Annotated in this window: 19 protein-coding genes, 1 pseudogene and 1 riboswitch; of the genes and pseudogenes, 14 read left to right on the top strand and 6 right to left on the bottom strand. The window is 39.8% G+C overall.

Annotated features, from left to right (window positions below; genetic code table 11):
- Nucleotides 1–99 precede the first annotated feature (99 nt).
- Nucleotides 100–2,307 (bottom strand): glycoside hydrolase family 52 protein, encoded by a 2,208-nt coding sequence (locus J2Z32_RS01190; RefSeq protein WP_210087302.1) that lies wholly within the window; start codon nucleotides 2,305–2,307, stop codon nucleotides 100–102.
- A 203-nt stretch (nucleotides 2,308–2,510) separates the two neighbouring features.
- On the opposite strand from J2Z32_RS01190, the gene J2Z32_RS01185 reads away from it, so the two are divergent.
- The 8 genes from J2Z32_RS01185 to mmsB all read left to right on the top strand — a co-directional run bounded on the left by J2Z32_RS01185 (nucleotide 2,511) and on the right by mmsB (nucleotide 12,804).
- Nucleotides 2,511–3,434, top strand: a complete 924-nt coding sequence (locus tag J2Z32_RS01185; RefSeq protein ID WP_245251031.1) for an AraC family transcriptional regulator — start codon at nucleotides 2,511–2,513, stop codon at nucleotides 3,432–3,434.
- Between the two features lie 101 nt (nucleotides 3,435–3,535).
- Entirely contained in the window at nucleotides 3,536–4,087 is a 552-nt protein-coding gene (gene yfcE / locus J2Z32_RS01180) for a phosphodiesterase (RefSeq protein ID WP_210087301.1), read from the top strand.
- Between the two features lie 308 nt (nucleotides 4,088–4,395).
- Nucleotides 4,396–5,403, top strand: a complete 1,008-nt coding sequence (locus J2Z32_RS01175) for a substrate-binding domain-containing protein (protein ID WP_210087545.1) — start codon at nucleotides 4,396–4,398, stop codon at nucleotides 5,401–5,403.
- A 100-nt stretch (nucleotides 5,404–5,503) separates the two neighbouring features.
- On the top strand, nucleotides 5,504–7,408 hold the full coding sequence (locus J2Z32_RS01170; RefSeq protein ID WP_245251066.1) for a cache domain-containing sensor histidine kinase: 1,905 nt from the start codon (nucleotides 5,504–5,506) through the stop codon (nucleotides 7,406–7,408).
- A gap of 40 nt (nucleotides 7,409–7,448) precedes the next feature.
- Nucleotides 7,449–8,702: a response regulator gene (locus J2Z32_RS01165; RefSeq protein WP_342453895.1), complete on the top strand. Its 1,254-nt coding sequence runs from the start codon at nucleotides 7,449–7,451 to the stop codon at nucleotides 8,700–8,702.
- Between the two features lie 297 nt (nucleotides 8,703–8,999).
- Nucleotides 9,000–10,085 (top strand): multiple monosaccharide ABC transporter substrate-binding protein, encoded by a 1,086-nt coding sequence (gene chvE / locus J2Z32_RS01160; protein ID WP_210087300.1) that lies wholly within the window; start codon nucleotides 9,000–9,002, stop codon nucleotides 10,083–10,085.
- A 21-nt stretch (nucleotides 10,086–10,106) separates the two neighbouring features.
- Nucleotides 10,107–11,666, top strand: a complete 1,560-nt coding sequence (gene mmsA, locus J2Z32_RS01155) for a multiple monosaccharide ABC transporter ATP-binding protein (RefSeq protein WP_210087299.1) — start codon at nucleotides 10,107–10,109, stop codon at nucleotides 11,664–11,666.
- Nucleotides 11,641–12,804, top strand: coding sequence for a multiple monosaccharide ABC transporter permease (gene mmsB, locus J2Z32_RS01150; protein WP_210087298.1), 1,164 nt, complete (start codon nucleotides 11,641–11,643; stop codon nucleotides 12,802–12,804). Before mmsA ends, mmsB begins: the two co-directional genes overlap by 26 nt.
- A gap of 98 nt (nucleotides 12,805–12,902) precedes the next feature.
- Here mmsB and J2Z32_RS01145 read toward each other — a convergent pair whose 3' ends face one another.
- Nucleotides 12,903–14,072 (bottom strand): MFS transporter, encoded by a 1,170-nt coding sequence (locus J2Z32_RS01145; RefSeq protein WP_210087297.1) that lies wholly within the window; start codon nucleotides 14,070–14,072, stop codon nucleotides 12,903–12,905.
- Nucleotides 14,073–14,352: 280 nt separating this feature from the next.
- Nucleotides 14,353–14,458, bottom strand: a riboswitch (purine riboswitch).
- A 171-nt stretch (nucleotides 14,459–14,629) separates the two neighbouring features.
- Between J2Z32_RS01145 and J2Z32_RS01140 the strand changes: the two genes are divergently transcribed.
- From J2Z32_RS01140 to J2Z32_RS01120, 5 genes are all read left to right on the top strand, one after another.
- On the top strand, nucleotides 14,630–15,412 hold the full coding sequence (locus J2Z32_RS01140; protein WP_210087296.1) for an amino acid ABC transporter substrate-binding protein: 783 nt from the start codon (nucleotides 14,630–14,632) through the stop codon (nucleotides 15,410–15,412).
- Between the two features lie 106 nt (nucleotides 15,413–15,518).
- Complete coding sequence (locus tag J2Z32_RS01135; RefSeq protein WP_210087543.1) at nucleotides 15,519–16,178, top strand: amino acid ABC transporter permease; 660 nt, start codon at nucleotides 15,519–15,521, stop codon at nucleotides 16,176–16,178.
- Between the two features lie 122 nt (nucleotides 16,179–16,300).
- Nucleotides 16,301–17,044, top strand: coding sequence for an amino acid ABC transporter ATP-binding protein (locus tag J2Z32_RS01130; RefSeq protein WP_210087295.1), 744 nt, complete (start codon nucleotides 16,301–16,303; stop codon nucleotides 17,042–17,044).
- Between the two features lie 73 nt (nucleotides 17,045–17,117).
- On the top strand, nucleotides 17,118–18,305 hold the full coding sequence (locus J2Z32_RS01125; protein ID WP_245251028.1) for an SGNH/GDSL hydrolase family protein: 1,188 nt from the start codon (nucleotides 17,118–17,120) through the stop codon (nucleotides 18,303–18,305).
- Between the two features lie 203 nt (nucleotides 18,306–18,508).
- Nucleotides 18,509–19,864: a dicarboxylate/amino acid:cation symporter gene (locus tag J2Z32_RS01120; RefSeq protein WP_210087294.1), complete on the top strand. Its 1,356-nt coding sequence runs from the start codon at nucleotides 18,509–18,511 to the stop codon at nucleotides 19,862–19,864.
- Nucleotides 19,865–20,029: 165 nt separating this feature from the next.
- On the opposite strand, the gene fabV is transcribed toward J2Z32_RS01120, so the two are convergent.
- The 4 genes and pseudogenes from fabV to J2Z32_RS22230 all read right to left on the bottom strand — a co-directional run.
- Nucleotides 20,030–21,220, bottom strand: a complete 1,191-nt coding sequence (gene fabV / locus J2Z32_RS01115; protein WP_210087293.1) for an enoyl-ACP reductase FabV — start codon at nucleotides 21,218–21,220, stop codon at nucleotides 20,030–20,032.
- Nucleotides 21,221–21,271: 51 nt separating this feature from the next.
- Nucleotides 21,272–21,988: an HAD family hydrolase gene (locus tag J2Z32_RS01110; protein WP_210087292.1), complete on the bottom strand. Its 717-nt coding sequence runs from the start codon at nucleotides 21,986–21,988 to the stop codon at nucleotides 21,272–21,274.
- 62 nt (nucleotides 21,989–22,050) lie between these two features.
- Nucleotides 22,051–22,704: an endonuclease III domain-containing protein gene (locus J2Z32_RS01105; protein WP_210087291.1), complete on the bottom strand. Its 654-nt coding sequence runs from the start codon at nucleotides 22,702–22,704 to the stop codon at nucleotides 22,051–22,053.
- Nucleotides 22,705–23,091: 387 nt separating this feature from the next.
- Nucleotides 23,092–23,819 (bottom strand): annotated as a pseudogene (locus J2Z32_RS22230) (HAD-IIB family hydrolase); the annotation flags it as partial.
- 147 nt (nucleotides 23,820–23,966) lie between these two features.
- Between J2Z32_RS22230 and J2Z32_RS01095 the strand changes: the two are divergent.
- Entirely contained in the window at nucleotides 23,967–24,440 is a 474-nt protein-coding gene (locus tag J2Z32_RS01095) for a hypothetical protein (RefSeq protein ID WP_210087290.1), read from the top strand.
- Nucleotides 24,441–24,452: the final 12 nt, after the last annotated feature.

Genomic DNA, 24,452 nt, shown 5'->3' with positions numbered 1-24,452 from the left:
AAGGCTGGAGATAAAACAAATTTTTGTTTTTACCCAGCGTTTTTTGATTATTTATTGTTTTACATAGGAGTTTTCCCACTATACCCTAGCCTTTAACCTCTACTCCTCATCCAACCACAAAATCGCCGTAACCCCTCTAGGGTAATATTTACTTCCGCATGCTACGCCAGCGAGCATTTGGTCGCTCCAGCTCCAGTATGCATTTTCAGGGGCAAGCAGCCAATCTACATGGGCGGCATCTGCGGCTTGACCTTGCTCATCCCATGGTAGTTCAAGAATTTGTCGTGCGATGAATTGGCACAAGTAAATTTTGCTCAGCCATGAGTTGTTGCTTGTTGAAGACAACTTCCAGCCCCCATCTTCAAATAAGCAAACGCCGGGTTGCAACACATTGGTTAAATGCTGCTTTAACACTTCTAAATATTGACTGTATGTGCCATTTGGATCTAAAGCTTCTTTACAGCCTGTATAAAGTGGGAAAATTAAGCCTTCGATCGCAGGAATAATTTTAGAAAAATTATTTTCCGCAATAACAGCAGGGATATAGCCTTCTGGTGTCATATGGGCGCTAATCGTAGCTGCACATCTTTGAGCTTGAGTCGCTGCGGTTTGTGCTTGTGCATTTAGACCAGCGTCATTAAAGAGCTTCTCTAATGCCACATAAGCTGCCCAACATTTCCCAGATAAATAAATGTTATTACGTGCTTGCCCTAACGAAATATCTAAGCTGTCATAGGTTGTAATTTCTGCACCACCCATACAACGCGAGCTATCTAGTCCCATAATGCCGTTCCGCTTAGCTTCATCTGGATGATCCCGATTAATCATACTCGTTAAGCATTCTTCCATTAATGAAAGATTTTCCTTGAGCCAAGCTTGATCACCTGTATGCTCAATATAGGCCGCCGCACATAAAATCCAATTGACTAATTGCTCATGTGTCATATGTGAGAAGCAATCATCTAAAGCATGCAGCTCATAGGAGGAATAACCCTTGCGTGAGAACGCATTTGCTACACCCATATCATGTGTAAAGCTCACTCCACCAGGATATTCCTTGGAATCCCCAGGGAAGGACACGGTATCGTAATAACGGTATCTTGTAATAAACTGCTCTAATTCATTTTTAACGGTCCAAGCATTCATTTTTAGCTCAAAAAACAGTTGATCAACAGTCAGGTCAAAGGTGTTCATCATGCGATATTCGCCTTCATTAACGACCCATAATGGCTTATCCTCATGCAGAAGGAACTCCGTACAGCCATAATAGCTACGAATGGCATGTGCAAGCATGAACTTTTGATCTTCATTTAAGGAAGAATCGCTCACCAGTTGATTTGTTTTGTGTGACTCTGCAATTTTTTGATCACTATGCTTAAGCGTATAATCGGCAACGTCCTCAATATCTTTGAAAAACTTTGTATAATAATAACTCGTGTCTAGACCCGTTGTTACGTAACCACCACGATAGAAGCAAAGTGCAAAACGGAAGGTTTGCTTTTCTCCAGCAGGTACATCCATTAATAATGCCCCAACCTGACCTAGTCCAAAATGTAAATTTTCTTTTACACGTGGTTCAAGAATCCCTTCCATTGTAAAAAAACTAGCACTTGTTACGCGTTTATCTAACGTTGCAATTGCAACATGTCTTCCTTGTCCTACGCCACACAGCTTGCCATCCGTTGTATCTGATAAATGGCGCATAGAAGAATAAGGATCATTGCCTTGGAAACCCAAAAAGGCTTGTCTTGTATTTTTCCCCTTCGTATTGTCGATGGTCAATTCTGCGATAATAGAAGGAACAATCGCTTGCTTTAGCTCATCCTCTTGGGCAAGAGCTGGATCAGGCACACTAGTAAACGGAGAGTATAACTTAAACGAAATGTCACCCGCTTGCCATTCATCTGTAGCCGCTTCAAAAGTACGTTTAATCTCTTGATCAGAGAAAGGTTCTATATAAATCGAGGTAGCATTGTTTACTTGATGGTGAATTTCAGTTTGAATGCCATCCTCAGTTTTAAACCCTTCTTCAGCTTGATCTAAAGCTTCTATTCCCGCAGCAGTCTCTTCTTTAATTGCATCTTGTTCAGACGTATAACGTGCACGCTCATCCTCACCTTGGCCAAAGAATGGCAACGCCAAATACTTTTTGCTCCCATCTTCCTGTAATCCGATATATATATTTTGATCAGGGGGATGCCCAAGCTCAAGATCGAAGCCTCCAGTATTCCCTTTGTGACCTAATGTAAAGCTAGCAAATGCCCCAATAGGGGAATGGTGTGCATTAAAAAATATATTTTTACCCATATTTATTTCCTCCTATTCATTATCATTTTTATATGATAAGTTGATTATAACAAGCTAAAATTAAAGGGCCTATGTCCAGATCAGTTAACTTTTTACCCAAATTAATCAGCCAAATCAGTAAAGTAGAGGAATAGACAAATAATTTAAGATGGAAATAGATGTGAAGTATTCAGTATCTTATAGAGGTAATGTAGGGGGAACCTATGGAGCAAAATATGAAACAAGATAAAGTGGATTATAATAAATACCATGTGACGGAATATATGCTTCCAGATATGGAATCGACCTTTCGCGTCTATGCGGCGCACATTCGTACAGTGACGAAGGATTGGGCGTATGAGGAGCATAGCCATCCTTTGTTTGAATTAAATGTTGTGTTGTCTGGTGCTCAGAAAATGATTGTGAATGGACAGGTTTATGTTCAGCATGCAGGGGACATCATGTTGTTGCTACCTGAGGATGTGCATCAGAGTGAGGCAGAAGGGGAGGAAGATTTATGTTATTATTGTCTTCATTTTAATGTGGATGATCGGATCGTTCGTGAACGGCTATTTCGCCTTATCGACCGATTTTATTCTGCTGAGCATGGCTTAACGAAAGTCATTTTACCTTCCCTTGACCAGTTAGTCATGATCACAACCCAAGTGGATTCAGCTAAAATTGATAACAAAATGAGAACCTTATCTATTATTTTTGCCCTATTTGCAAGTATAAGTGAATATGTTTCTGAACAAATGCTAGTCTATCGAATGGGAAAAAGCAGTGATGAAGTTGCGGTCATGATTGCCGAACGCTTGGAACGACTAGTGTCTGGTGCAAACGAAGACAGTTTAAATAATATCATATCGGACAACGAGCAAGGAGCGGTAGCGGCAGTCATTGCAGATACAGGGTATAGCGCATCATCTTGTAATCGGAGATTTCATGAGGTGTACGGCATGTCCCCAAGACAATATTTATCCTCCCTTAAATTAAAACGGGCAAAATTGCTGCTGATGAATCCTCAATTATCCATTGAACATATTTCTATCATTTTGGGATATAAGGATATTGCTCATTTTAGTAGACAGTTCAAGCGATGGACGGGGGAGCCCCCAGGGAAATTTAGAGCTCGGTTTCATAATTGAAGGTTTGCTAAATAGTGAAATCATGATGACTACGTGATAAATTGGTAATGTGGGTTTTCGTAATTAATATGAAAATATAAACTTAGATAGGAGAAAAAATTATGAAATTTATTTTTATTTCAGACATACATGGGTCTGCTCATTGGTTAAAGCAAGCATTGCAAAGAGCAAAGGAAGAACAGGCAGATGAAATTATTTTGCTAGGGGACTATTTGTACCATGGGCCAAGAAATCCGTTACCTGACGAATATGATCCTCAGCAGGTGACTGATCTATTAAATGACCTAAGTAATCGTATTGTTGCTGTACGTGGTAACTGTGATTCAGAAGTAGATCAAATGCTTTTACAATTCCCAATGATGACGGATTATACGATGTTATATGTGGAAGGGCGCCGTATTTTTGTTACACATGGACATGTGTATGATATGGAGCAGCTACCTGCTTTACGTCAAGGGGATGTATTTATTCAAGGGCATACGCATATTCCTGTTGCTGAACAAAGGGAAGGTGTATACGTTATCAATCCAGGCTCCATTGCTTTGCCTAAAGGTGGTTTTGCTAATTCCTATGGGGTGCTAGACAATAATCATTTCTATATCAAAGATTTTGATGGCAACGTGATTAAGGAAATTGAATTTTTGAATGAGTAAATGCCTCAAAACAAAAATTAGTGGATGAAAGTTAAGAGGAAAGCAGCTACGGGGCAGAGGGGGGCTTCGACCCCTGTTACAGCCTGATTTTCTTGAATTAGATTTTTATCGGTTGAAAAACAGTCTGTAAAGGCGGACGTGTTCACTTCTCCACCATCCCTCTACCCCTTCGCTATTTTGGCTTCCTCTCAACCACTAATTTCTAAGCATGATTGAAGTATATTTGTGGATGGAATTAGATTTTTATGATTGCGTTTACAATTGAAATAAAGTATAAAAATGATAGATTGCTTGAGGATGTGAATGGAATGAAAAAGATGATGTTTGTTTATATTTTGCTCATCTCGGCGTTTGTGTTATATGTGCTGAGGTTTGAATATACCAATCAAGCGAATCGCTCTTGGGAGGATCGGGGGCTTCGCGGGGATATTGGGGAGAACTACATTATGATTACATTCCAATCTGGACTAGAGTACTGGAAAAGTCCACTAAAAGGCTTTGAAGACGCGGCGGACGCACTTGGTGTAACCGTAGAATACCGCGGAGCAACTCGTTATGATGCTAAGGAGCAAATAACGGTGATTGAGCAGGCGATTGCGCGTAAACCTGCAGGCATTGCGATATCTGCAATTGATCCAAAGTCGTTACTTCCCGCCATCAACAAGGCGATTGATGCTAACATTCCTGTTGTTTTATTTGATTCGGATGCCCCAGGTAGCAAAGCTTACTCTTTTCTTGGAACTAATAACTACAAGGCAGGGGTAACGGCGGCGGACAAGATGGGAGAGCTGTTAAAAGGGTCTGGGGAGGTTGCTGTCTTAACGCTGTATGGGCAACAAAACCATGAAGAACGAACCAAAGGCTTTCGTGATACGATCTCACAAAAATACCCTGGAATTGAAGTGGTTGCGGTAGCGAACGGGCATGGTGATTCCATTGCTTCAAGAGATGAAGCCATCAAGCTGATGAAGGCACATCCTAATTTAGCTGGCATATTTGTAACGGAGGCAACTAGTGGGGCTGGTGTGGGAGAAGCGGTAGAAGGAGCCAATTTAGAACGTCCAATGCAAATTATATCGTTTGATACCAATAAATCCACATTAGATATGATCAAAAAAGGGACAATTTCAGCGTCAATTGCGCAAGGCACATGGAACATGGGGTATTGGTCGCTTCAATATTTATTTCATTTGCATCATCATTTAACGATTCCAGCCCCTTCTTCCTTTGGAGAAAATGCCCCCTTACCTGTTATGGTGGATACCGGTAATTCTGTCGTGACAAGCTCAAATGTGGATGATTATTATGCGAAATAAGGGAGAACGACAGGTTGGTTTTTGGGCTAGAAGGAAGCAGGATATTGGATCCCTGAAGTCATCGTTGAATTCAGCTTTGGATGGATTACGCTTACGCAATATGCCATTACGCTATCAGCTCATGCTTCTGTTTTTATTGTTTGCGATTGTGCCTTCCTTAGGCTTAGGTTTACTTGTGAATTATACAGTAGAGCGCGTCGTGGAGCAGCAGGTGGAAGGGCATACGATGCAGCTCATCGGAAAAGTGAATGAAGCGATTGACAGCAAGATGGAAAATTTGCAAAACATGACTTATTTGATTGCATTTGACCCAGATGTCCATTCATTTTTGCAGGGCAAGGTTCAACTTAAGAGTGACGAAGGTCGTAACGATATGAATAGTAATAAAGGTAGTATCGATCTAAATAGCGATGAGAATAGCAAAAGTATCCATCCCTCTGTAAATGATGAAAAAACTCAAGATTGGCTTTATGGCGTGAAACAGAAGCTACAAGGCTTTACGACGTTATATTCTGAAATAGCAGGCATTGCGCTTGTCAATGAAAAGGGGGATTACATTAGCAATGAGATGTATCCTCGGACAGAGCAAAATTTAACGCAGGAGCAGTGGTATTTACAGGCAGCAAAAAATCCTGGGATTTTTACGGTGCTTGGACAACCGCAAGATCGAAATATAACGACACATGTTCAATATAAAGATGATGAAATCGTCTCTGTAGCACGTTCCGTCACAGATGAAGGTTCTGGACAAATACAAGGTGTTATTTTAATCGACCTAAAGCTAAGAACGGTAGCACAGGCGGCTAGAAATGTTACGTTAGGCAAATCAGGTTATGTAATGGTAACCGATCAACACGGGCGAAGTGTATATAAGCCTCATAAATCTCTTATTGATCACATTCCAACACAGTGGTTTCCAACTAATGAAAATGGCACATTTAATGCTAATGCGGAGGGCAGAGACCTGTTATTCATGTATCAATCCTCTACCTTTACGGGCTGGCGGACTGTAGGCGTATTTCCTGTCAAGGAAACCATTCCAGAGGTGCGTCAAATTCAGTTTTATGTGGTTAGCTTTGTGTTTGTTGTCTGTTTATTTGGGCTTAGTGCTTCCTTATGGTTTTCAGGCTCGATTGCACAGCCTATTTTTAGATTGATGTCTTATATGCGAAGGGCAGAAAGTGGAGATCTTAGAGAGGGACGCTGGAGTGATCGCAGAGAGGAAATTGGTATGCTTGGTCATAGTTTTAACCGGATGTTAGCTCAAATACAGCAGCTTATCTCCCTGAACAAGCTTCGAGAAAAGCAGAAGCGAGAAGCAGAGATGCGTAGCCTACAAGAGCATATTAAACCTCACTTTTTATATAATACACTAGATACGATACATTGGATGGCACAAAAGGAAGGGGCGAAGGATGTCTCTGAAATGGTGGGAGCCTTGTCACGCCTGTTCCGCATTGGACTTAGCAAAGGGAATGATTTTATTCCTTTAAAAGCAGAAATAGAGCATATTACGAGTTACTTACAAATTCAACAAACAAGGTATCGTAATCGATTGCAAATTGAGTTAAATATTCCTGAGGCGTTACATGAACTCGTTGTACTTAAATTGTTGCTTCAACCCTTGGTTGAAAATGCAATTTACCACGGAATCAAGGGAAGACGAGGGCCAGGTAAAATCACTGTTGAGGCGACAGTGGAGCAAGGTAAACTGTTGTTACGAGTTCAGGATGACGGTGTAGGAATGTTGGCTGAACGGCTTGAAGAGATGGAACGTTTCTTAGCAGAGCCGATGGAAAGCTTGGACAGTAGCGGTTTAGCTAAAGATAAAGGAAGTAAAAGCTATGGCATGTTAAATGTGCAGGCGCGTCTTCGTCTTTCCTTTGGTCCAGAGTATGGGATCAAACTAGAGAGCAACGAAGGTCAAGGAACCTGTGTGACGATTATCCATCCATTACTGCAAGCGGTGCCCGTGATGCCATCTATGACGCAGGAGGAAGATTAACTGCTTGCTGATGACACTTACATGGAGGTGAAAATACTTGGTGACTGAAACAATTCATCTGAAAACGCACTATCGCGTGTTGATTGCAGATGATGAACCGATTATTCGAGAAGGACTACGAGATTGTATAGACTGGACGACACTTGGGATGGAGGTTGTGGGTGAAGCGGAGGACGGGGAAGAAGCATTAGAATTAGCAATGGAATTAAATGCCGATATTTTGCTCGTTGATATGAACATGCCCTTTTTAAATGGGATTGAGTTGATTCGCCGCCTTCAGGAGAAATGCCCACAATGCCGTTTTTTGATCGTATCAGGGCATGATGAATTTTCTTATGCTCAGGCAGCAGTTCGTCTTGGGGTAGATGATTATATCCTAAAGCCTGTGCAACCCACACAGCTTAATGATGCGCTTGCGAGCTTGCGTCAGCGAATGGATGAGGAACGTAAGCGACTTGCCTATGTAAAGCAAGCAGAAGGTCAGATTGAACGCAATATTCCGTTACTTCGCCAACGTTTTTGTCTGGAGTGGTTGGAAGGACAAGGAAGTGGAAAGGAAATTACTGAATATGAAATCACGGAACGGCTACTTTTTTTAGGGTTACCCTCAGCCCCTCCTAACTACGTTGGTGTCGTGCGATGGCCTTTGGCAGAAGCAAGGCAGACAATGATGTCAGAAAACGACCGCCAGTTGTACCTATTTGCGATAGAAAATATAATTGAAGAATTGGTTGCACCCACGCCATATGTTTTGTTTAGAGCATCTAATGGATTGATTGGGGTATGTTTATGGGGACAGATCACGGATGATCTGGATTCTTCTATTGAGCAGCATGTTCTCAGCTATTTAAACATTGCCATTCATGCCCATTTTGAGCATTATATTGGAGCTTTAGAGGGAGTAAGTGACCTTTACCGAAAGTGTCGTGAACGTATTTATGGTCATACACAGCTCTCCCCACTCGTTCGTCGCGCAAGGGGACTAATTCAAGCCAATTATGCCGATCGTGATTTAACGTTAGAGGAGCTTGCTTCTCGTTTACAGGTATCCTCAGTTTATTTAAGTCGGGTGCTGAAAAAGGAATTAAATGACTCATTTGTGACCTTGATGACCAAGGCGCGGATTCGCAAAGCGATACAATTGCTTGATACTACGACTTTACCTATTCATGAAATTGCAGAGCGTGTAGGTTATGATACTCAACATTATTTTAGTACAGCCTTTAAAAAAACAGTTGGCGTCTCACCGGCACAATATCGCAAAAGTAGTGGTACAGATATAAAATCGTTGTAGTATGACGAAATTTAGCCACAAAAAACTTAGTAATAACTTAGTAATAAAGGACTTATTTTGCTTTGCAAAAAGCGAATAAGTCCTTTTTGTGTTGTCTTTGAAACGAAGCCGACATTTAACCACAAAAGTTAAAATTTTATAAAAAAGGTTTCGTTTGTAGCAAAGACCTCCCAATGCCCCGATGCTACGATAGATTCAAATAGAAACAGTAGCTAGAAGCTATTTGTAAGCGTTATCTTTTTCTGTTCAAGCTAGTAGGCTTGATGCATTTCATGATTGGAGAAAGGGGAACTTCTGATGAAAAAAGGGGCAGTAATGATCTGGCTTCTCTTGGTGACAGTGCTTGTATCAGGCTGTAATTTGGCTGAAAGTAAAGTCGGCAGCAAGGAAAAAGGATATGTTGGAATTTCAATGCCAACTAAATCGTCCGAGCGTTGGGTGGGAGACGGAGAAAACATGGTTCGTCTGTTTCAAGAGCAGGGTTACAAAACAGATTTACAGTATGCGGAGGATGTAGTAGAAAATCAAATTTCGCAAATCGAAAACATGATTACTAAAGGTGTAGACGTCATGGTCATTGCTTCTGTGGATGGAAACACGTTAACAGATGCCATTAAAAAAGCACATGATCAAGGTATTCAGGTTATTTCATATGACCGACTTATCCGTAACACACCTTATTTAACCTACTACGCGACCTTTGACAACTTCAAGGTAGGGGTACTACAAGCCTCATATATTGAGGAAAAGCTTGGACTAAAGGAAGGAAAAGGACCATTTAATATTGAGCTATTTGGTGGCTCACCTGATGATAACAACGCTTATTTTTTCTTTAACGGGGCAATGTCGGTTCTGAAGCCATATATAGATTCCGGTAAATTAGTTGTGCGAAGCAAGCAAACCACCATGGCACAAATTGCTACATTACGCTGGGATGGTGCTTTAGCACAATCCCGTATGGATAACCTGCTTAGTGCCTATTATTCTGGAGAAAATTTGGATGCTGTGTTATCTCCATATGACGGAATTAGTATTGGGATCATTTCATCACTAAAAGGGGTAGGGTACGGCAGTGCCAAAAAGCCATTACCTGTCATTACAGGACAAGATGCTGAGCTTGCTTCGATTAAATCGATAGTAGCAGGCGAACAAACACAGACGATTTTTAAAGATACGCGCAAGCTAGCAGAGCAAACCGTACAGATGGCAAATAGCATTTTGCAAGGAAAACAAGCCGAAGTCAATGACGAGGAATCTTATGACAACGGGATTAAGGTAGTTCCGGCTTATTTGCTTGATCCTATTTCAGTGGATCGAAGTAATATTGAGAAGGATATTTTAGGCAGCAATTATTATACCAAGGAAGAAATCGGACTGAAGTGAACATAGAAGGGAGTTAATCCTATGAGTGATATCATTCTGGAAATGAAAGGCATCACCAAGACGTTTCCAGGCGTCAAGGCATTGGAAAATGTCAACCTCAAGGTCAAAGAGGGAGAAATTCATGCCTTATGTGGTGAAAATGGGGCGGGCAAATCTACGCTCATGAAGGTGCTTAGTGGTGTTTATCCGCATGGAAGTTATGAAGGAGATATTTTGTTCCGGGGGAAACGATGTGAATTTAAGGATATTAAGCAAAGTGAGGAATTAGGTATCGTAATTATTCACCAGGAGCTTGCATTGATTCCGTACCTCTCCATCGCAGAAAATATTTATTTAGGTAATGAACGTGCGAGTAAAGGGATTATTGACTGGAAGGAAACGTATGTTGGTACACGTGAATTGCTGACAAAGGTTGGTTTAAGTGAGGACCCAAATACTTTGGTGTCTAATATCGGAGTAGGTAAGCAACAGCTAGTGGAAATTGCGAAAGCGCTCTCCAAAAAAGTGCGCCTGCTTATATTAGATGAACCTACAGCGGCATTAAACGAAAATGATAGTGAAAATTTACTTCAATTAATGCTGGAATTTAAGAAACAAGGTATTGCTTGTATTTTGATTTCACACAAGTTAAATGAAGTATCAAAGGTTGCCGATTCCGTTACGATTTTGCGTGATGGTAAAACGATTGAAACTTTAGATATGCTAAAGGATAACGTGACAGAAGATATGATTATTAAGGGCATGGTAGGGCGTGACCTGACTCACCGTTATCCAGAGCGACATCCAAACATTGGGGAAATCTTACTTGAAGTAAACAATTGGACGGTTTATCACGAGCATCATGCAGATCGAAAAGTACTAGACAACGTAAACCTAAACCTTCGTCGTGGTGAAATTGTAGGTATTGCTGGGCTGATGGGTGCTGGACGAACGGAATTTGCTATGAGTCTATTTGGTAAATCGTATGGACGTAATATTACAGGCGAGCTCATTAAAGAAGGGAAATCTATTCAAAATAATAGTGTAGATGAAGCAATACAAAACGGTTTTGCTTATGTTACAGAGGATCGTAAGGAATATGGACTTATTTTAATGGATGATATTAAACGAAATATTTCTCTTACAGGCATAGATAAGCTGACCGCAAAGGGTGTTGTCAATGAAAGAGAAGAAGTGCTTGTAGCTGAAAAAATGAAAAAGGATATGAACATTAAAGCATCTAGTATTTTGCAAAAAACGAGTGATTTAAGCGGGGGGAATCAACAAAAGGTTGTATTAAGTAAGTGGATTTTTATGGAGCCAGACATTCTTATTTTAGATGAACCGACACGCGGGATCGACGTTGGTGCAAAATACGAAATTTATACTATTATTCACCAGCTTGCTGCCGAAGGAAAAAGCGTGCTTGTTATTTCATCGGAGTTGCCTGAGGTGCTAGGCTTGTGTGACCGAATTTATGTAATGAATGCTGGACGTATTACAGGGGAAGTAAACCGAGAGGAAGCAACACAAGAAACGCTGATGAGATATATGACGAATTCAGGAGGCGGGAAGCATGGAAACGATAACCAAACTGTTTAAAAATAATATACGTCAATATGGGATGATTATTGCACTTATTGTAATTATGTTATTGTTTGAGGTTCTTACTGGGGGACTACTGTTAAAACCAATTAATATTACGAATTTAATTTTGCAAAATAGCTACATTTTAGTGCTAGCGATTGGTATGGTGCTTGTCATCATCACTGGGCATATTGATTTATCTGTAGGTTCGATTGCTGCCTTTGTGGGTGCATTTTCCGCGATTATGATGGTAAATTGGCAACTACCAACTTGGCTTGCAGTGATTGCCGCATTGCTTGCTGGTGCTTTAATTGGGGCATGGCAAGGCTTCTGGGTAGCGTATGTGCGGATTCCCGCCTTTATCGTGACCTTGGCAGGGATGTTATTGTTCCGTGGACTAACGATGATTGTATTAGAAGGACAATCGATTTCACCTTTTCCAAGTGGTTTTCAAAAAATAAGCTCTGGTTTCTTACCGGATTTTCAGTTTGCAGGCGTTAGCTTTGTTTCGATTTTAATCGGTTTGGTCCTAACCGTCTGGTATATTTTAACGGAATTACGTGAGCGGCGCGCTCAGCGCAAATATGGCTTTGACGTCTCGTCTCAAACTATATTTTTACTCAAGCTTATTGTAGTTGGTGTTATCATTAATTTATTTATGTTCATGTTAGCAAGCTACGCAGGGATTCCGAATATTTTAGTCCTAATGTTTGTACTCATTATTATGTATTCCTTTGTGATGAATCGAACAGTCATGGGACGTCATGTGTATGCACTTGGTGGTAATGAGAAGGCGGCTAGCCTTTCTGGAGTAAAAACGAAAAAGGTAGCATTTTGGGTATTTGTAAATATGGGTGTGATGGCGGCGATTTCCGGGTTGATTTTTGCAGCACGGCTGAATGCAGCTACACCTAGGGCAGGTACAAACTTTGAGCTTGATGCAATTGCAGCATGTTTTATTGGTGGGGCTTCAGCATCAGGTGGGATTGGAACCGTGTTTGGAGCAATCATTGGTGGTTTAGTTATGGGTGTTTTAAATAACGGGATGTCCTTGATTGGCTTAGGGATTGACTGGCAACAGGGAATTAAGGGATTAGTGTTGTTGCTAGCCGTTGCTTTTGATATTTATAACAAAAATAAAAGATCAGCTTAAAAGGATAGTGTGAATGATTTGCTGTAAAAAATAAGAGGATACACTCGGAGCCGTTTTTTATCGCTTCGTGTGTATCCTTTTGCATTAATGAGACTACTTTAGGCTTGATTTGAGACCGTTAATGTTGACTTACGAGTAAGAGAGTATACTGCAAATACAGCTGCTATGATAATAATTCCTCCACCAAAGTAGGCGTTGCTTGCGACAGAGTTTGTTTGATCAAGCACCATTCCGCCAAACAACGAACCAAGCGCAATCCCGATTTGCAATGCAGAATAGTTAAAGCTTTGCTGGATATCCGAAGACTCAGGTGCGTATTTAATAAGATAGCTTTGTTGTGCTGGTGATAATGCCCAGCTTAAAATCCCCCATATAAATAATACAAAAGTAAAGACGTATAAATGAATCGTTGACCAAGGTAATACAAACATAACTGCAATAAAGGTACCTACAATGATAAGAATACTTTTTGTTGATCCAAGCTTATCTGATAAAATTCCACCAATTAACCCACCACTTACTGCGGCGATTCCGAATAGGAAATATGAAATACTAACTTGGAATGAGTCCAAATGAAGCAATGTTTCCATAAATGGTGTTAAATAAGCATACACCGTATAATGTCCTGCTAATGTTAAGGCGGTCACAATATGAGCGCTAGCAATTTTAGGATTACGTAGAGACTTCAATTGTGTTTTTAGTGGAACTGTTTGTTCAGTCATGTGAATCGGCTCAAGGAAAAATTGTACGGTCATCATTGCTACTAATGTTAAAATTGCAATAATGAAAAATAGCATTCTCCAGCTAATATAATCACCTGCCATGACGCCAAGTGGTACACCAAGCACAATTGCCGAGCTTACGCCCATCGAAATTACACCAATTACTCTAGCTTGAAATTCCTTTGGAACAAGCTTTACTGCAATGGTAAGTGATAAAGTAACGATTAAAGAGCCGCTTGTTGCAGTGATAATACGTGATATAAAAAGGACAGCATAGCTAGGGCTCCATGCAGCAAGGAAGCAACCTAATGTAAAAATAAGCATGGAAGAGATATATAGCTTTTTACGTTCAATTTTTCCCGTTAATGCAAGTAAAGTAGGTCCGGCAATTGCGTACATTAAGGCATAAATCGTAATAAGCTGTCCTGTCATACTAAGTGATACATCAAGGTCTTTGGCAATCGTAGGCAGCAAACCTCCGATAATAAGTTCAACAAGACCAACGGTAAATGTTGCAATCGTAAGTACATAAATTTTCAAGTTCATAATCTAGCTATATCCTCCTATTGATATATAAGTATTTCCATTTTTTTGTAGTGTCAGTTTTAAGGATGTTAAACTTCTTGATTGGCTACAGTGAAGTTTTGAAGGATTGTGGACAAGCGGAGCGGTCGCTTTTAAAATCTGAATTTCTACCTCATGCTAAAATTAAGGAAACTCAGATTTAAGGGCGATGGGAGCAACCTTCAAAACGTAACGCTGATGCTAATAAGTTGTAATATCCAATTTACAAACACAACAAAAAAATCCTGACCAAAAGGAAAAATGCAAAACGCATTTTACTTGTAGTCAGGATTTAAAATGATTGGTTCCTGGTAGAGACCCTCAAACCATATTATTGAGGTTATACAATTATTAAATTTTTTAAAAAAATAATAGTGTTCAGCTGGCACAATAGCCATTTTATCTAAAATTTTGTTTTAATTCAAGAGGAATTTAAAAACAATCTAACAAACGCTCGACTCTTATATGTGAATATGGTATCATGGAACTCTGATAACGTATTAACGAACTAAAGCGTTTTATACTTGGGGGAGAAAAAGATGAATAAGAAATTAACATGGATGAGTGTACTTATAGTTGTATTATTAATCACTGTTGTGGGATGTGGAAACAGTAATAAAGCAGGGAATAAAGGCGATAAAATTGTTATTGGGATTGATGACAAGTTTGCACCGATGGGCTTTAGAGACGACAACAATGAAATTGTTGGCTTTGACATTGATTATGCAAAGGCAGCAGCAAAGGAAATGGGCGTAGAAGCAACCTTCCAGCCGATTGATTGGAAAACAAAGGAATCGGAATTGTTAAGTGGTCGTATTGATTTGATTTGGAATGGCTATACAATTACAGATGAGCGTAAGCAAAAGGTATTGTTTACTAAGCCTTATTTGAAAAATAGTCAAGTAATCGTCACCTTAACGGATTCTTCCATCAACTCTATTCATGATCTTGCTGGCAAAAAGGTAGGCTTGCAGTCCTTATCCTCTGCATCAGATGCGTTAGATGCAAATGCAATTAAGTCTCAGGTTGCGAATGTTTCAGAGTTTCCTGATAATGTGCTAGCATTAAGTGATTTAAAAACAAAACGAATCGATGCGGTTGTCATTGATGAGGTTGTAGCTAGATACTATTTGTCTAAAGACACTGCTAGCTTTAAAATACTAGATGAAGCACTAGCACCAGAGGAATATGGCATTGGTGTGAAGAAAGGAAATGAGCAGTTATTAAATAACCTGCAAGCCGCTTTAGATAAGATCAATGCAGATGGAACTGCCGCTGAAATCTCTAAAAAATGGTTTGGTGAAGATAAAATTTTAAAATAAACTGCATCATTTAAAGGTTTACTATTAAATTAGTGATTGCCAATCACTGATTTTGAGCCTAATTAAAACCGGAGCAAGCTTCCGGTTTTTGTTTATGAAGGGGAATGTGAATATGGATTACATTACAAAGATTATTGGACCCATGCTTGAGGGGGCACAAACCACGGTTTTATTATTTTTCATTTGTATTATTAGCTCTATCCCATTAGGATTTTTAATTACGTTAATGGCAAACAGCAAGGTGAAGCCAGTCTCATGGTTTGCACATTCGTTTATTTATGTCATGCGTGGCACACCACTATTACTGCAAATGTTGTTTTTTTGTTATGGTTTGCCCGTTTTACCTGTAGTAGGCGAGTATTTGATTATGGATCGCTTCCTTGCCGCAGGCTTAGCTTTTGTTTTAAACTATGCGGCATATTTTGCAGAAATTTTCCGTGGGGGCTTACTTGCAGTGGACGGTGGGCAATATGAAGCGGCAAAGGTGTTAGGCTTAAGTAAGTTTCAAACGATGACACGCGTCATTATTCCGCAAATGTTCCGAGTAGTTATTCCTTCTGTATCTAATGAATCTATTACATTAATTAAGGATACAGCTCTCTTGTATGCTGTGTCTGTTCCAGATTTATTACATTATGCTTTAACCGCAGTAAATCGTGATTTTTCAATTGCTCCATTTTTTATCGCTGCTGTTATTTATCTATTGATGACACTAGTGCTAACGATCCTTTTTAAATGGTTGGAAAAGAAGTTTAAATTCCAGTAAGCTTACTGTAGGCAAGTAGTAGTAAGTTTTAGGTAAGGTTTATGTAGGTATATAAGGTATAGGAAGTAAATAGGTTCAGGTTTAATTTAAATCTAGTGAATATATTGAGGGAATGAAGTGTTATGACATTAATAGACGTGAATAATTTACAGAAATCATTTGATAAGCTTGAGGTGTTAAAAGGCATATCCTTTGAGGTTCAGCCGAGTGAGGTCATTGCGATTATTGGCCCGTCTGGCTCTGGAAAAAGCACAATGCTACGTAGCTTAGTGCACTTGGAGCAAGTAAACTGGGGAACGATCAGTATTGGTGATCAGGATTTGGTTAAGGACGGAAAATATAGCTCCAATGAAATTATAAAATCGATTACAGCTAGAATGGGGATGGTTTTTCAGCATTTTAATTTGTTTCCACATCTGACTGTACTGGGAAATCTGGAATTAGCACCACGTATGCTAAAGCGTGCTAGTCAAGAAGAGATCCAGGCTCAGGCGATCTCCATGCTTGGTAAGGTAGGACTTTCAGATAAAAGGGATGTATATCCTTCGAATCTATCAGGTGGACAAAAACAACGGGTAGCCATTGCAAGAGCATTAATGCTGAACCCAGAAATTTTATTGTTTGATGAGCCTACCTCAGCCCTAGATCCAGAGTTAACGGGCGAAGTGCTACAGGTGATGAAGCAGCTTGCTAGTGAAAATATGACGATGCTCATTGTTACGCATGAAATGGGATTTGCGAGAGAGGTAGCGGATCGCATTTTATTTATGGCGGATGGCGAAATTATTGAAGCGGGAACACCTGAGCAAATCTTTAATCATCCACAACATCAACGCACAAAAACTTTTTTAAATCGGCTTCTGTAGTTAGGTCGCAGTCGTTATAATAGTAGAGTATAAGTTAAATTTTGTTATCGCTTACCGGAAGGGGTTTACAGCAATGACCAACCTTAACAATCAACCTAATTATAGCAATATGCCGATGCATGATGGTTTTACTTCTGCAATTGTAACATCCACTACTGCGAATCAAATCATGGTGTGTGATGCTCCCTTTACACATACATACCGGACCTATGTTAAGCTCAGAGAAGAAGGTAACCTAAAGCTGAAATTTTGGCATAATAATGCCATAGATTCGACTTGGGATCAAGGACAGGTGACACGTGCTAGCGACCTAGGAGGGGAATGGACTATTCTATCTGCTTATGTTGCAGATGGGGGTACAGAGCCAAATGGGGGAATTATAGCAGATTCGTCAGTAAAGCTTACATTTGAAGGGCAGTCCTCCAAAGAGGTGTCTGCTGGAGAGCATTTTTGTTCAGATGAAGCCTTGTTTCATTTACCAGAGGATCATTATTTAGCCTTTACATGGACGATTTCTACTAAAAAAGCAGGTAGGTCCTTTACATACAATGTGGAAGGAATGCTTGTGACTGGTTATGATGGTACAGGAGATTTATCATTGGTAGATGCTGCGGATGGATTTACATTATCGGAAAATAAACTTGTATTACCTAGTTTTTTGGGATATGAAAAGAACGTGGATAAGCAGGTTGTTTTTTTAGGAGACTCCATTACACAAGGTGTTAGAACAGAGCGAGATCAATATGAATATTGGGTAGCCAGAATTGCCAATGCATGGGGAACAAACATTGGAGTATGGAATTTAGGGTCTGGTTGGGGCAGAGCGTATGATGTGGCAACAAATGGATCATGGCTTCATAAAGCGAAGCAAGGTGATGAACTGATCATATGCCTAGGTGTAAACGATATTGACATCGGACAGCGAAGTGCAGAGCAATTGCTAACAGATTTGAGTTATATCGTGTCAGAAGTTAAAACACACAATCCTGCAATCAAGATTATTTTGTTTACCGTTCCTACCTTTAATTTTTCCGAGGAAAGAGAACGTGTGTGGCGGTTAGTTAATGAAAAAATTTCTGCATGTCCACCAACTGGTGTAGATGCAGTGTTTGACATTGCAAAAATTTTATCACAACCTGCACCACTGGATCATCTGCAACAGCCGCATTTTATGAGCTCAGAATTTGACCCACATCCAAATGGAATAGCAGGTAAGGCAATTGCTGATGCTTTTTTGCAGTGGTATGAAAGTAAAAAATAAATAGCCGTAGCATGTAACTCTGCTAAGCCATTGCGGCTAGGGCAGGGTTATTTTTATTGCGTGGGAAATTGTAATTTACAAATAGAGTCACATCAGAAAATTAATGTTGCACATTTACATTTTTTATTATATATTATTTCCGAGTTAATCAATGTGTTTTATTATATATAATTATAGGGGAAGTAAGGAGATGAGTACTAGAGATGAATAACAACCTATTAACAGCTCTACAAGATAACTGGATTACGTTGCTTATTTCTGCGGTTGTAATTGTGGGGTTAATTTACTTAGCTAAAAAGCGAGTTGGCTTTGGTACAAGAGTGATGATTGCGCTAGGAGCGGGCTTAGGTGCGGGCTTGTTGTTCAATTCCTTTGCATGGGCGTTTGAAGGCGTAAGCACGATTGGTTCTATTTATGTGAATTTAATACGAATGATTGTTATTCCTTTAGTATTTGTTTTAGTCGTGAATAGTATTATTTCAATTACGAATATTGCGTTTCTAAGAAAGATTGGTATTAAAACGATCAGTTGGTTTCTAGCGACAACAGGAATTGCTGCTATTATTGGTTTGACAGTAGCGTTACTCATTAATCCTGCTGGCTCGTTTGAAGCGAGTACACCTCAAGGGTTTGAAGCGCGTGAAATACCAAGCTTTTTTCAGGTTATTTTAGATCAGCTTCCTAATAATCCGATTCAAGATGCAGCAAATGGTAAGGTGTTACCTATCCTCATATTTGGTTTATTTATTGCAGTTGCAATTGTAAAGGTAGGGGCGAAGAAGCCTGAGGCAGTAGAGCCTGTGAAGGCACTATTTGCTTCTCTGACAGAGGTTTTACATCAGGTGGTAAAATTCGTACTCCGCTTTACGCCTTATGGTGTGTATGCTCTGATTGCGACGATGGCAGCCCGTTATGGCTGGGAGACGTTAGAGCCACTTATTTGGCTAATTATCGTTAGCTATATTGCACTCATTATTCATTTTGTATTTGTTTTTGGTGGATTAATTTCTGGCGTTGGCAAGCTAAATCCATTCCAATTTTTTAAAAAGGCTTATCCGACGATTGCCGTTGCTTTTTCTACAAGAAGCAGCTACGCTACACTTCCCGTTAATCTAGAGGTTTTAACGAAGCGAGTAGGTGTATCCTCACGTATTGCTAGCTTTGTTGCACCATTAGGCGCAACGATGAACTTTAATGGCTGTGGTGGCATATGGCCTGCTATAGTAGCTGTATTTGTTTCCAACGTATATGGCGTTCCGTTAAGTGTGACGGATTATGTTCTTATTGTCGTGGTAAGTGTTATTTCATCCATCGGGGTAGCAGGTGTACCTGGACCCGCTTCTATTTCTACGACCGTTGTTTTAACAGCACTTGGTTTGCCGCTTGAAGGGATTGCACTTGTTGTTGCGGTAGAGTCGTTGATTGACATGGGACGCACAGCAGTAAACGCAACGGGTACAACGGTGGTTGCGACATTGATTGCCAAGTCTGAAAATGAGTTGGATGAAGCAGTATTTGGACGCAAGGATACTGAGCTAGAGTTAACGAGTGCTGTATAAGTAATGGACTTGTCCATAGTTGCCTTTAATAGACTATAAAAATAGAGATATTGAAAAGGTGTAATAAAGAAGAAGCTACTCCTGTGATGTGTCAAGGAGTAGCTTCTTTAGGTTCCTAACGTTCTAAGGTTTGGTTAGTTAAATTTCACGTTAATTGGATAGGATTTAAATTAAATTTGGAATAGAAACCTCTTTATCCAAGTCTTCTTCATAATCCACACCTTCGGTTTCAAAGCCAAACAATTGGAAAAATTCCTGTGTATAGCCTTTAAGGTCAGTAATGTCATAGATGTTATGTGAATTTACTTCTTCCCATAGCTTTGCGACTTCGGCTTGGACATCGTCACGCATTTCAAGATCATCAATGCGGATTCTTCCTGCTTCATCAACGGGCGTATTCCCTTGACCATATAAATGCTGGGAGAATAGGCGATACATTTGCTCTATGCAACCTTCGTGAATCCCTTCACGCTTCATCACCTTATACAAGGCCGCAATGTAAAGTGGGACAACTGGAATCGCTGAGCTGGACTGAGTGACAAGAGCCTTACTGATTACAACATGCGCTCTACCGCCACCCGAGGATAATTCATTATGGAGATGTCTAGCTGTTGCCTCTAAATGTTCCTTTGCTTGCCCAATTGTTCCTTCACGATAAATCGGTGTTGTAATTGCAGGGCCAATATAAGAAAACGCAATCGTGGTTGCATTTGCTGCTAATACGCCACCTTGCTTCAAGGCGTCCATCCATAGCTGCCAATCCTCACCACCCATAACCGTAACGGTATCCTTAATTTCCTGCTCTGTCGCTGGTTCAAGTGTGACCTCCGACACTTCACCTGTATGGAAATTTACGGTTTTATTTTGATAGGGCTCTCCAATTGGCTTTAAGACAGAATTAGAGGTCTCACCGGTTGCTGGATTGGTACGGCGTGCTGTAGCGACGCTATATATAACTAGATCAATTTGCCCAAGCTCCTTAGCAATAAGTTCAACTGTTTTTTGCTTTGTCTCATCACTAAATGCGTCCCCAGTCACACTGTACGATTTTAAGCCTTGTGCTTGTGCCATTTGTTCTAAGGCAGCCGAATTATACCAGCCTGCCGAAGCTGTTCTACCAGAGGTTGGTGTACTTTGACGATATACGCCAACCGTATTTGCACCTGCACCAAAAGCAGCAACGATGCGTGAAGCAAGACCGTAACCTGCTGATGCACCGATGACAAGTACGTTTTTAGGCCCCTTCACTGTAGGCTGTGTCTGCACATATTTAACTTGCTCTTCTACCTGTTTAGCACAACCTTTTGGGTGTGCAGTTGTACAAATAAATCCACGTGTTCTAGGTTTAATAATCATCGTAAATTCCTTTCTATGTTACAGTGTGCTTTTTACCTTTGAGCCTTTATTTTAACGTTTTTTCTGCTCAATTAGAAGATGATGTAACTCATCATAGCTTTTCGCTTCGAAATGAGGGCGGTGAGTAGTAGCAGGCTGTACATTTCGATGATTAAACCATACTGATTTCCAGCCTGCATTAAGTGCACCTACTACATCGTTGCGCCAAGAGTCACCAATATAATAGCAATGTGCGGATATTAGCCCAAATTTGTTAGCTACATGATCAAAAATACCAACATCAGGTTTTGTATAACCAACATCGCCAGACACAAAGATCGCATCTAATGGTATAAAGGCTTGGAGGTTTAGCGCCTCTATTTTTTTCATCTGATGGGACAGAGGGCCATTCGTAATGATTCCAACAAAAATAGAATCGGACTGTAAGACTTCAATCAGTTCCTTAGCTCCTTTAAACAGTACAATTTCAAACTGCTTATTATAATAGGCTTGTTGCACAGCAGCAGCCTGTTCTTCCGATAAATGAAGCCCAAATTCCTCTAATGCTGATCTAAAACGCCCATGACGTAGCTGACTTAGCTCTGGTTCAGTCGTTGGTGTTCCACCAAAACGATCAGACAGCAGGTCACTGTAATAGCGCATACGATGATAAGCTTTTTCATAGGGGAAATCGGTGGGAGTATGCAAAGTTTGCATTAGTGCGCCTTGGAACGGAGTAAGGTGGTCATATAACGTATCATCTAGATCAAAAAATACGGCTTGTATCATGTTATTTGCTTAGCACTCCTTTGGTTGAAGTCTTGAATTCACATCTTTTCATTGTCTAGCTATTACAATAGGAGGGTATCCCCGTTTAAAAAAGAGGAAGCCCATTTATCTTTATTTCCTAAATATAATTTACCAAACTCATCAATGAGACCATGAAACTCCTGTGCCTGCTCTAATGTAAAATCTGTCTTGAGGTCAACGACAGCCTTCAATTTTCTGTAATCAGAGTACTGCTGAATCCCCAATTGATTAAACAGTTTTTGTGCATATTTATCGGCAATGAACTCCACTCTATCAAACACATATAACAGGAGGACATCCGCCGTCTCATACCCGATTCCGAACATACGCAATAGTTGTACCCGAAGCTGATCATTATAGGTATTATTAATTTTGTCCAAATCGAAATCGTATTGCTTTAACCAAGCATACATCTCAGCGATTGCTCTGCTCTTATTTTTATAAAACCCACTTGGCGTAATAGCATCTTGTAACGCAGGGAGTGGCAAAGTCGCGATGTGTTGAGGTGAAAACTGCGTTAAATGTTTTAAATTATGAAGTGAACGAACGACGTTGTTCCAATTCGTATTTTGAACTAAGATCGCCCCTAAAATAATCTCCCATTTACTATCCGCAGGCCACCAGCCTTGGGGTCCCATCTGGGCAAGCATTTTATCAAAAAGCTGTTTCATCGTTAATTGCAAAGTATCACTCATTTCTTATAATTCCATTTCATTTACATTAAGCCGAATTGCGTAAAAAGCATCCTCTCGAAGTTCAGGTTCTATTTCCTCAATATGCTCAGCCAAATAACTCAATGGTTTTCTAGCATAGTCAGTGAGTAGCTGTAAAATATCCTCTTTGACTTCCTTACTATGACACTCGAATAAATTTTTTTCTAAAATTAAAGTGATTTCATCATGATTAGGTAAGTGATAACCATAATAAGGATCTAATAACTTGTCTAAGCAAAATAATAAGCTACGCTTTTCAGCATTGTTTTGTGATTTCAAAAAAGAATCAATTTGATCAGTGCTAGAGGTAGCTATTTGCTGATGATATGAAGTGTAGGTAATATAGGTTACACCTTGATTTAAAATCAGATCAATTTGCTGTATAATGCTTTCCTCACTTGCAGGTATACTTGCGGAGGCATAAGGTGCTAGTTGGTCATGTTGGCCTACCATGATTGCCTGTTTTGCATGCTGAAACATTGTAATATCGTTACTATCATACCAAAAGCAATATAGCTTTGTTCAAGGATACCTAGTTTTTGTAATGCATACCACTTATTTATGCCCGAAGGACTGATATCAATCAGATTTTCATCAGTATACGTATGAACAACAATATCATACTCTGCTAATTTTTGTTTAAGAGTCTCATAATCATTTGCACTTAAAATAAGAATTTTTACAATATCTTTTAATTGTTGGAGTTCTCTATGTTTTGCTAATTTATGTGTGTCCAAATTATTCAGAATAGGGTGAATTAATGGACCAGTGTATGCGTAATCCCAATCTGAATCAATTAAATATGTGGCTTGATGTTCAGCTAGTAATTGCTCTAAACAGTGACGTAACTCAGGATGAAATGCACCAGTATGTAGCGCCTCTCCTTTTTTATAGACCAGAGCCCCATTCCCACCAATAAGTGTGTGCTGGTGAAATCTAGGATGAATGACAGGTAACATATCTCGCACAGGTCTTGCAGAGGCGAAGATAATTTCATGTCCTTGCTCCTTTAGTTGGTCAAGCTTAGTTAAAATCAACTCTGAAACTGGCTTTCCTTTAAAGCAAATAGTCCCGTCTAAATCAAACACAAATATCATAATCAAATTCACCTCAACTCTATGATAGAATAATATATCTTAATTATGGCTCAATTTTGAAACCAGAGCTATACTTTAATATGACTAGGATTAATCATACTATTCCGATATAATATATTTATTACTTGATGTCAGGAGTGAAGTTTAATGAGCCAAGAGCAACGAACACGACTATCTCAATGGGACGCATTATTGTTGGAATCTTTACGTGCTTTAGGATGGTCAAATGAACAATTAATAGAACAGATCACGAAAGGTGATTTCCCAGAGGATCATAGTAAATATGAATTTAAATATGAACCACTACAGCAGCTTGCAAAGCAGCAACCTGAACAGTTGAGACAAGCTATTCAGCAGGGCTATCAAATTAAATTCAATACTGTAGGTGGAATTCGTTCTTGGGTGGATGTGGCTTTACATAAAACTGTAGAGCTGATTGAGGTGGATGGCTTGTTTAATATTAAAGCTTCCTTGACTTCAGAAGAGCAACAACGCTTAGCCAGCGTATTGTCTTATGGATGGGTGATTGAGCAAGTAGAGGAAGGAGCAGGGAAAGCAGAAGGAGAGGGAAATTCCTCTTTATATTTAATTAAGCCACTTTCCCAAGTTGATGTCATATGATGTATGAAGCAA

Source organism: Paenibacillus turicensis, assembly GCF_017873435.1.
Taxonomy (GTDB): domain Bacteria; phylum Bacillota; class Bacilli; order Paenibacillales; family Paenibacillaceae; genus Fontibacillus; species Fontibacillus turicensis.
Note: the sequence above shows the minus strand (reverse complement) of the source record. Positions and strands in the feature narration are given on the sequence as shown.

Bases quoted from the DNA above. Each gene is read 5' to 3' on its own strand.
- J2Z32_RS01140 (WP_210087296.1), top strand. From the start codon at position 14,630: ATGAATAAGAAATTAACATGGATGAGTGTACTTATAGTTGTATTATTA.
- J2Z32_RS01170 (WP_245251066.1), top strand. From the start codon at position 5,504: ATGCCATTACGCTATCAGCTCATGCTTCTGTTTTTATTGTTTGCGATT.
- J2Z32_RS01190 (WP_210087302.1), bottom strand. From the start codon at position 2,307: ATGGGTAAAAATATATTTTTTAATGCACACCATTCCCCTATTGGGGCA.
- J2Z32_RS01175 (WP_210087545.1), top strand. From the start codon at position 4,396: ATGAAAAAGATGATGTTTGTTTATATTTTGCTCATCTCGGCGTTTGTG.
- yfcE (WP_210087301.1), top strand. From the start codon at position 3,536: ATGAAATTTATTTTTATTTCAGACATACATGGGTCTGCTCATTGGTTA.
- J2Z32_RS01185 (WP_245251031.1), top strand. From the start codon at position 2,511: ATGGAGCAAAATATGAAACAAGATAAAGTGGATTATAATAAATACCAT.
- J2Z32_RS01110 (WP_210087292.1), bottom strand. From the start codon at position 21,988: ATGATACAAGCCGTATTTTTTGATCTAGATGATACGTTATATGACCAC.
- mmsA (WP_210087299.1), top strand. From the start codon at position 10,107: ATGAGTGATATCATTCTGGAAATGAAAGGCATCACCAAGACGTTTCCA.
- J2Z32_RS01125 (WP_245251028.1), top strand. From the start codon at position 17,118: ATGACCAACCTTAACAATCAACCTAATTATAGCAATATGCCGATGCAT.
- J2Z32_RS01105 (WP_210087291.1), bottom strand. From the start codon at position 22,704: ATGAGTGATACTTTGCAATTAACGATGAAACAGCTTTTTGATAAAATG.
- J2Z32_RS01120 (WP_210087294.1), top strand. From the start codon at position 18,509: ATGAATAACAACCTATTAACAGCTCTACAAGATAACTGGATTACGTTG.
- J2Z32_RS01095 (WP_210087290.1), top strand. From the start codon at position 23,967: ATGAGCCAAGAGCAACGAACACGACTATCTCAATGGGACGCATTATTG.
- fabV (WP_210087293.1), bottom strand. From the start codon at position 21,220: ATGATTATTAAACCTAGAACACGTGGATTTATTTGTACAACTGCACAC.
- J2Z32_RS01130 (WP_210087295.1), top strand. From the start codon at position 16,301: ATGACATTAATAGACGTGAATAATTTACAGAAATCATTTGATAAGCTT.
- chvE (WP_210087300.1), top strand. From the start codon at position 9,000: ATGAAAAAAGGGGCAGTAATGATCTGGCTTCTCTTGGTGACAGTGCTT.
- J2Z32_RS01145 (WP_210087297.1), bottom strand. From the start codon at position 14,072: ATGAACTTGAAAATTTATGTACTTACGATTGCAACATTTACCGTTGGT.
- mmsB (WP_210087298.1), top strand. From the start codon at position 11,641: ATGGAAACGATAACCAAACTGTTTAAAAATAATATACGTCAATATGGG.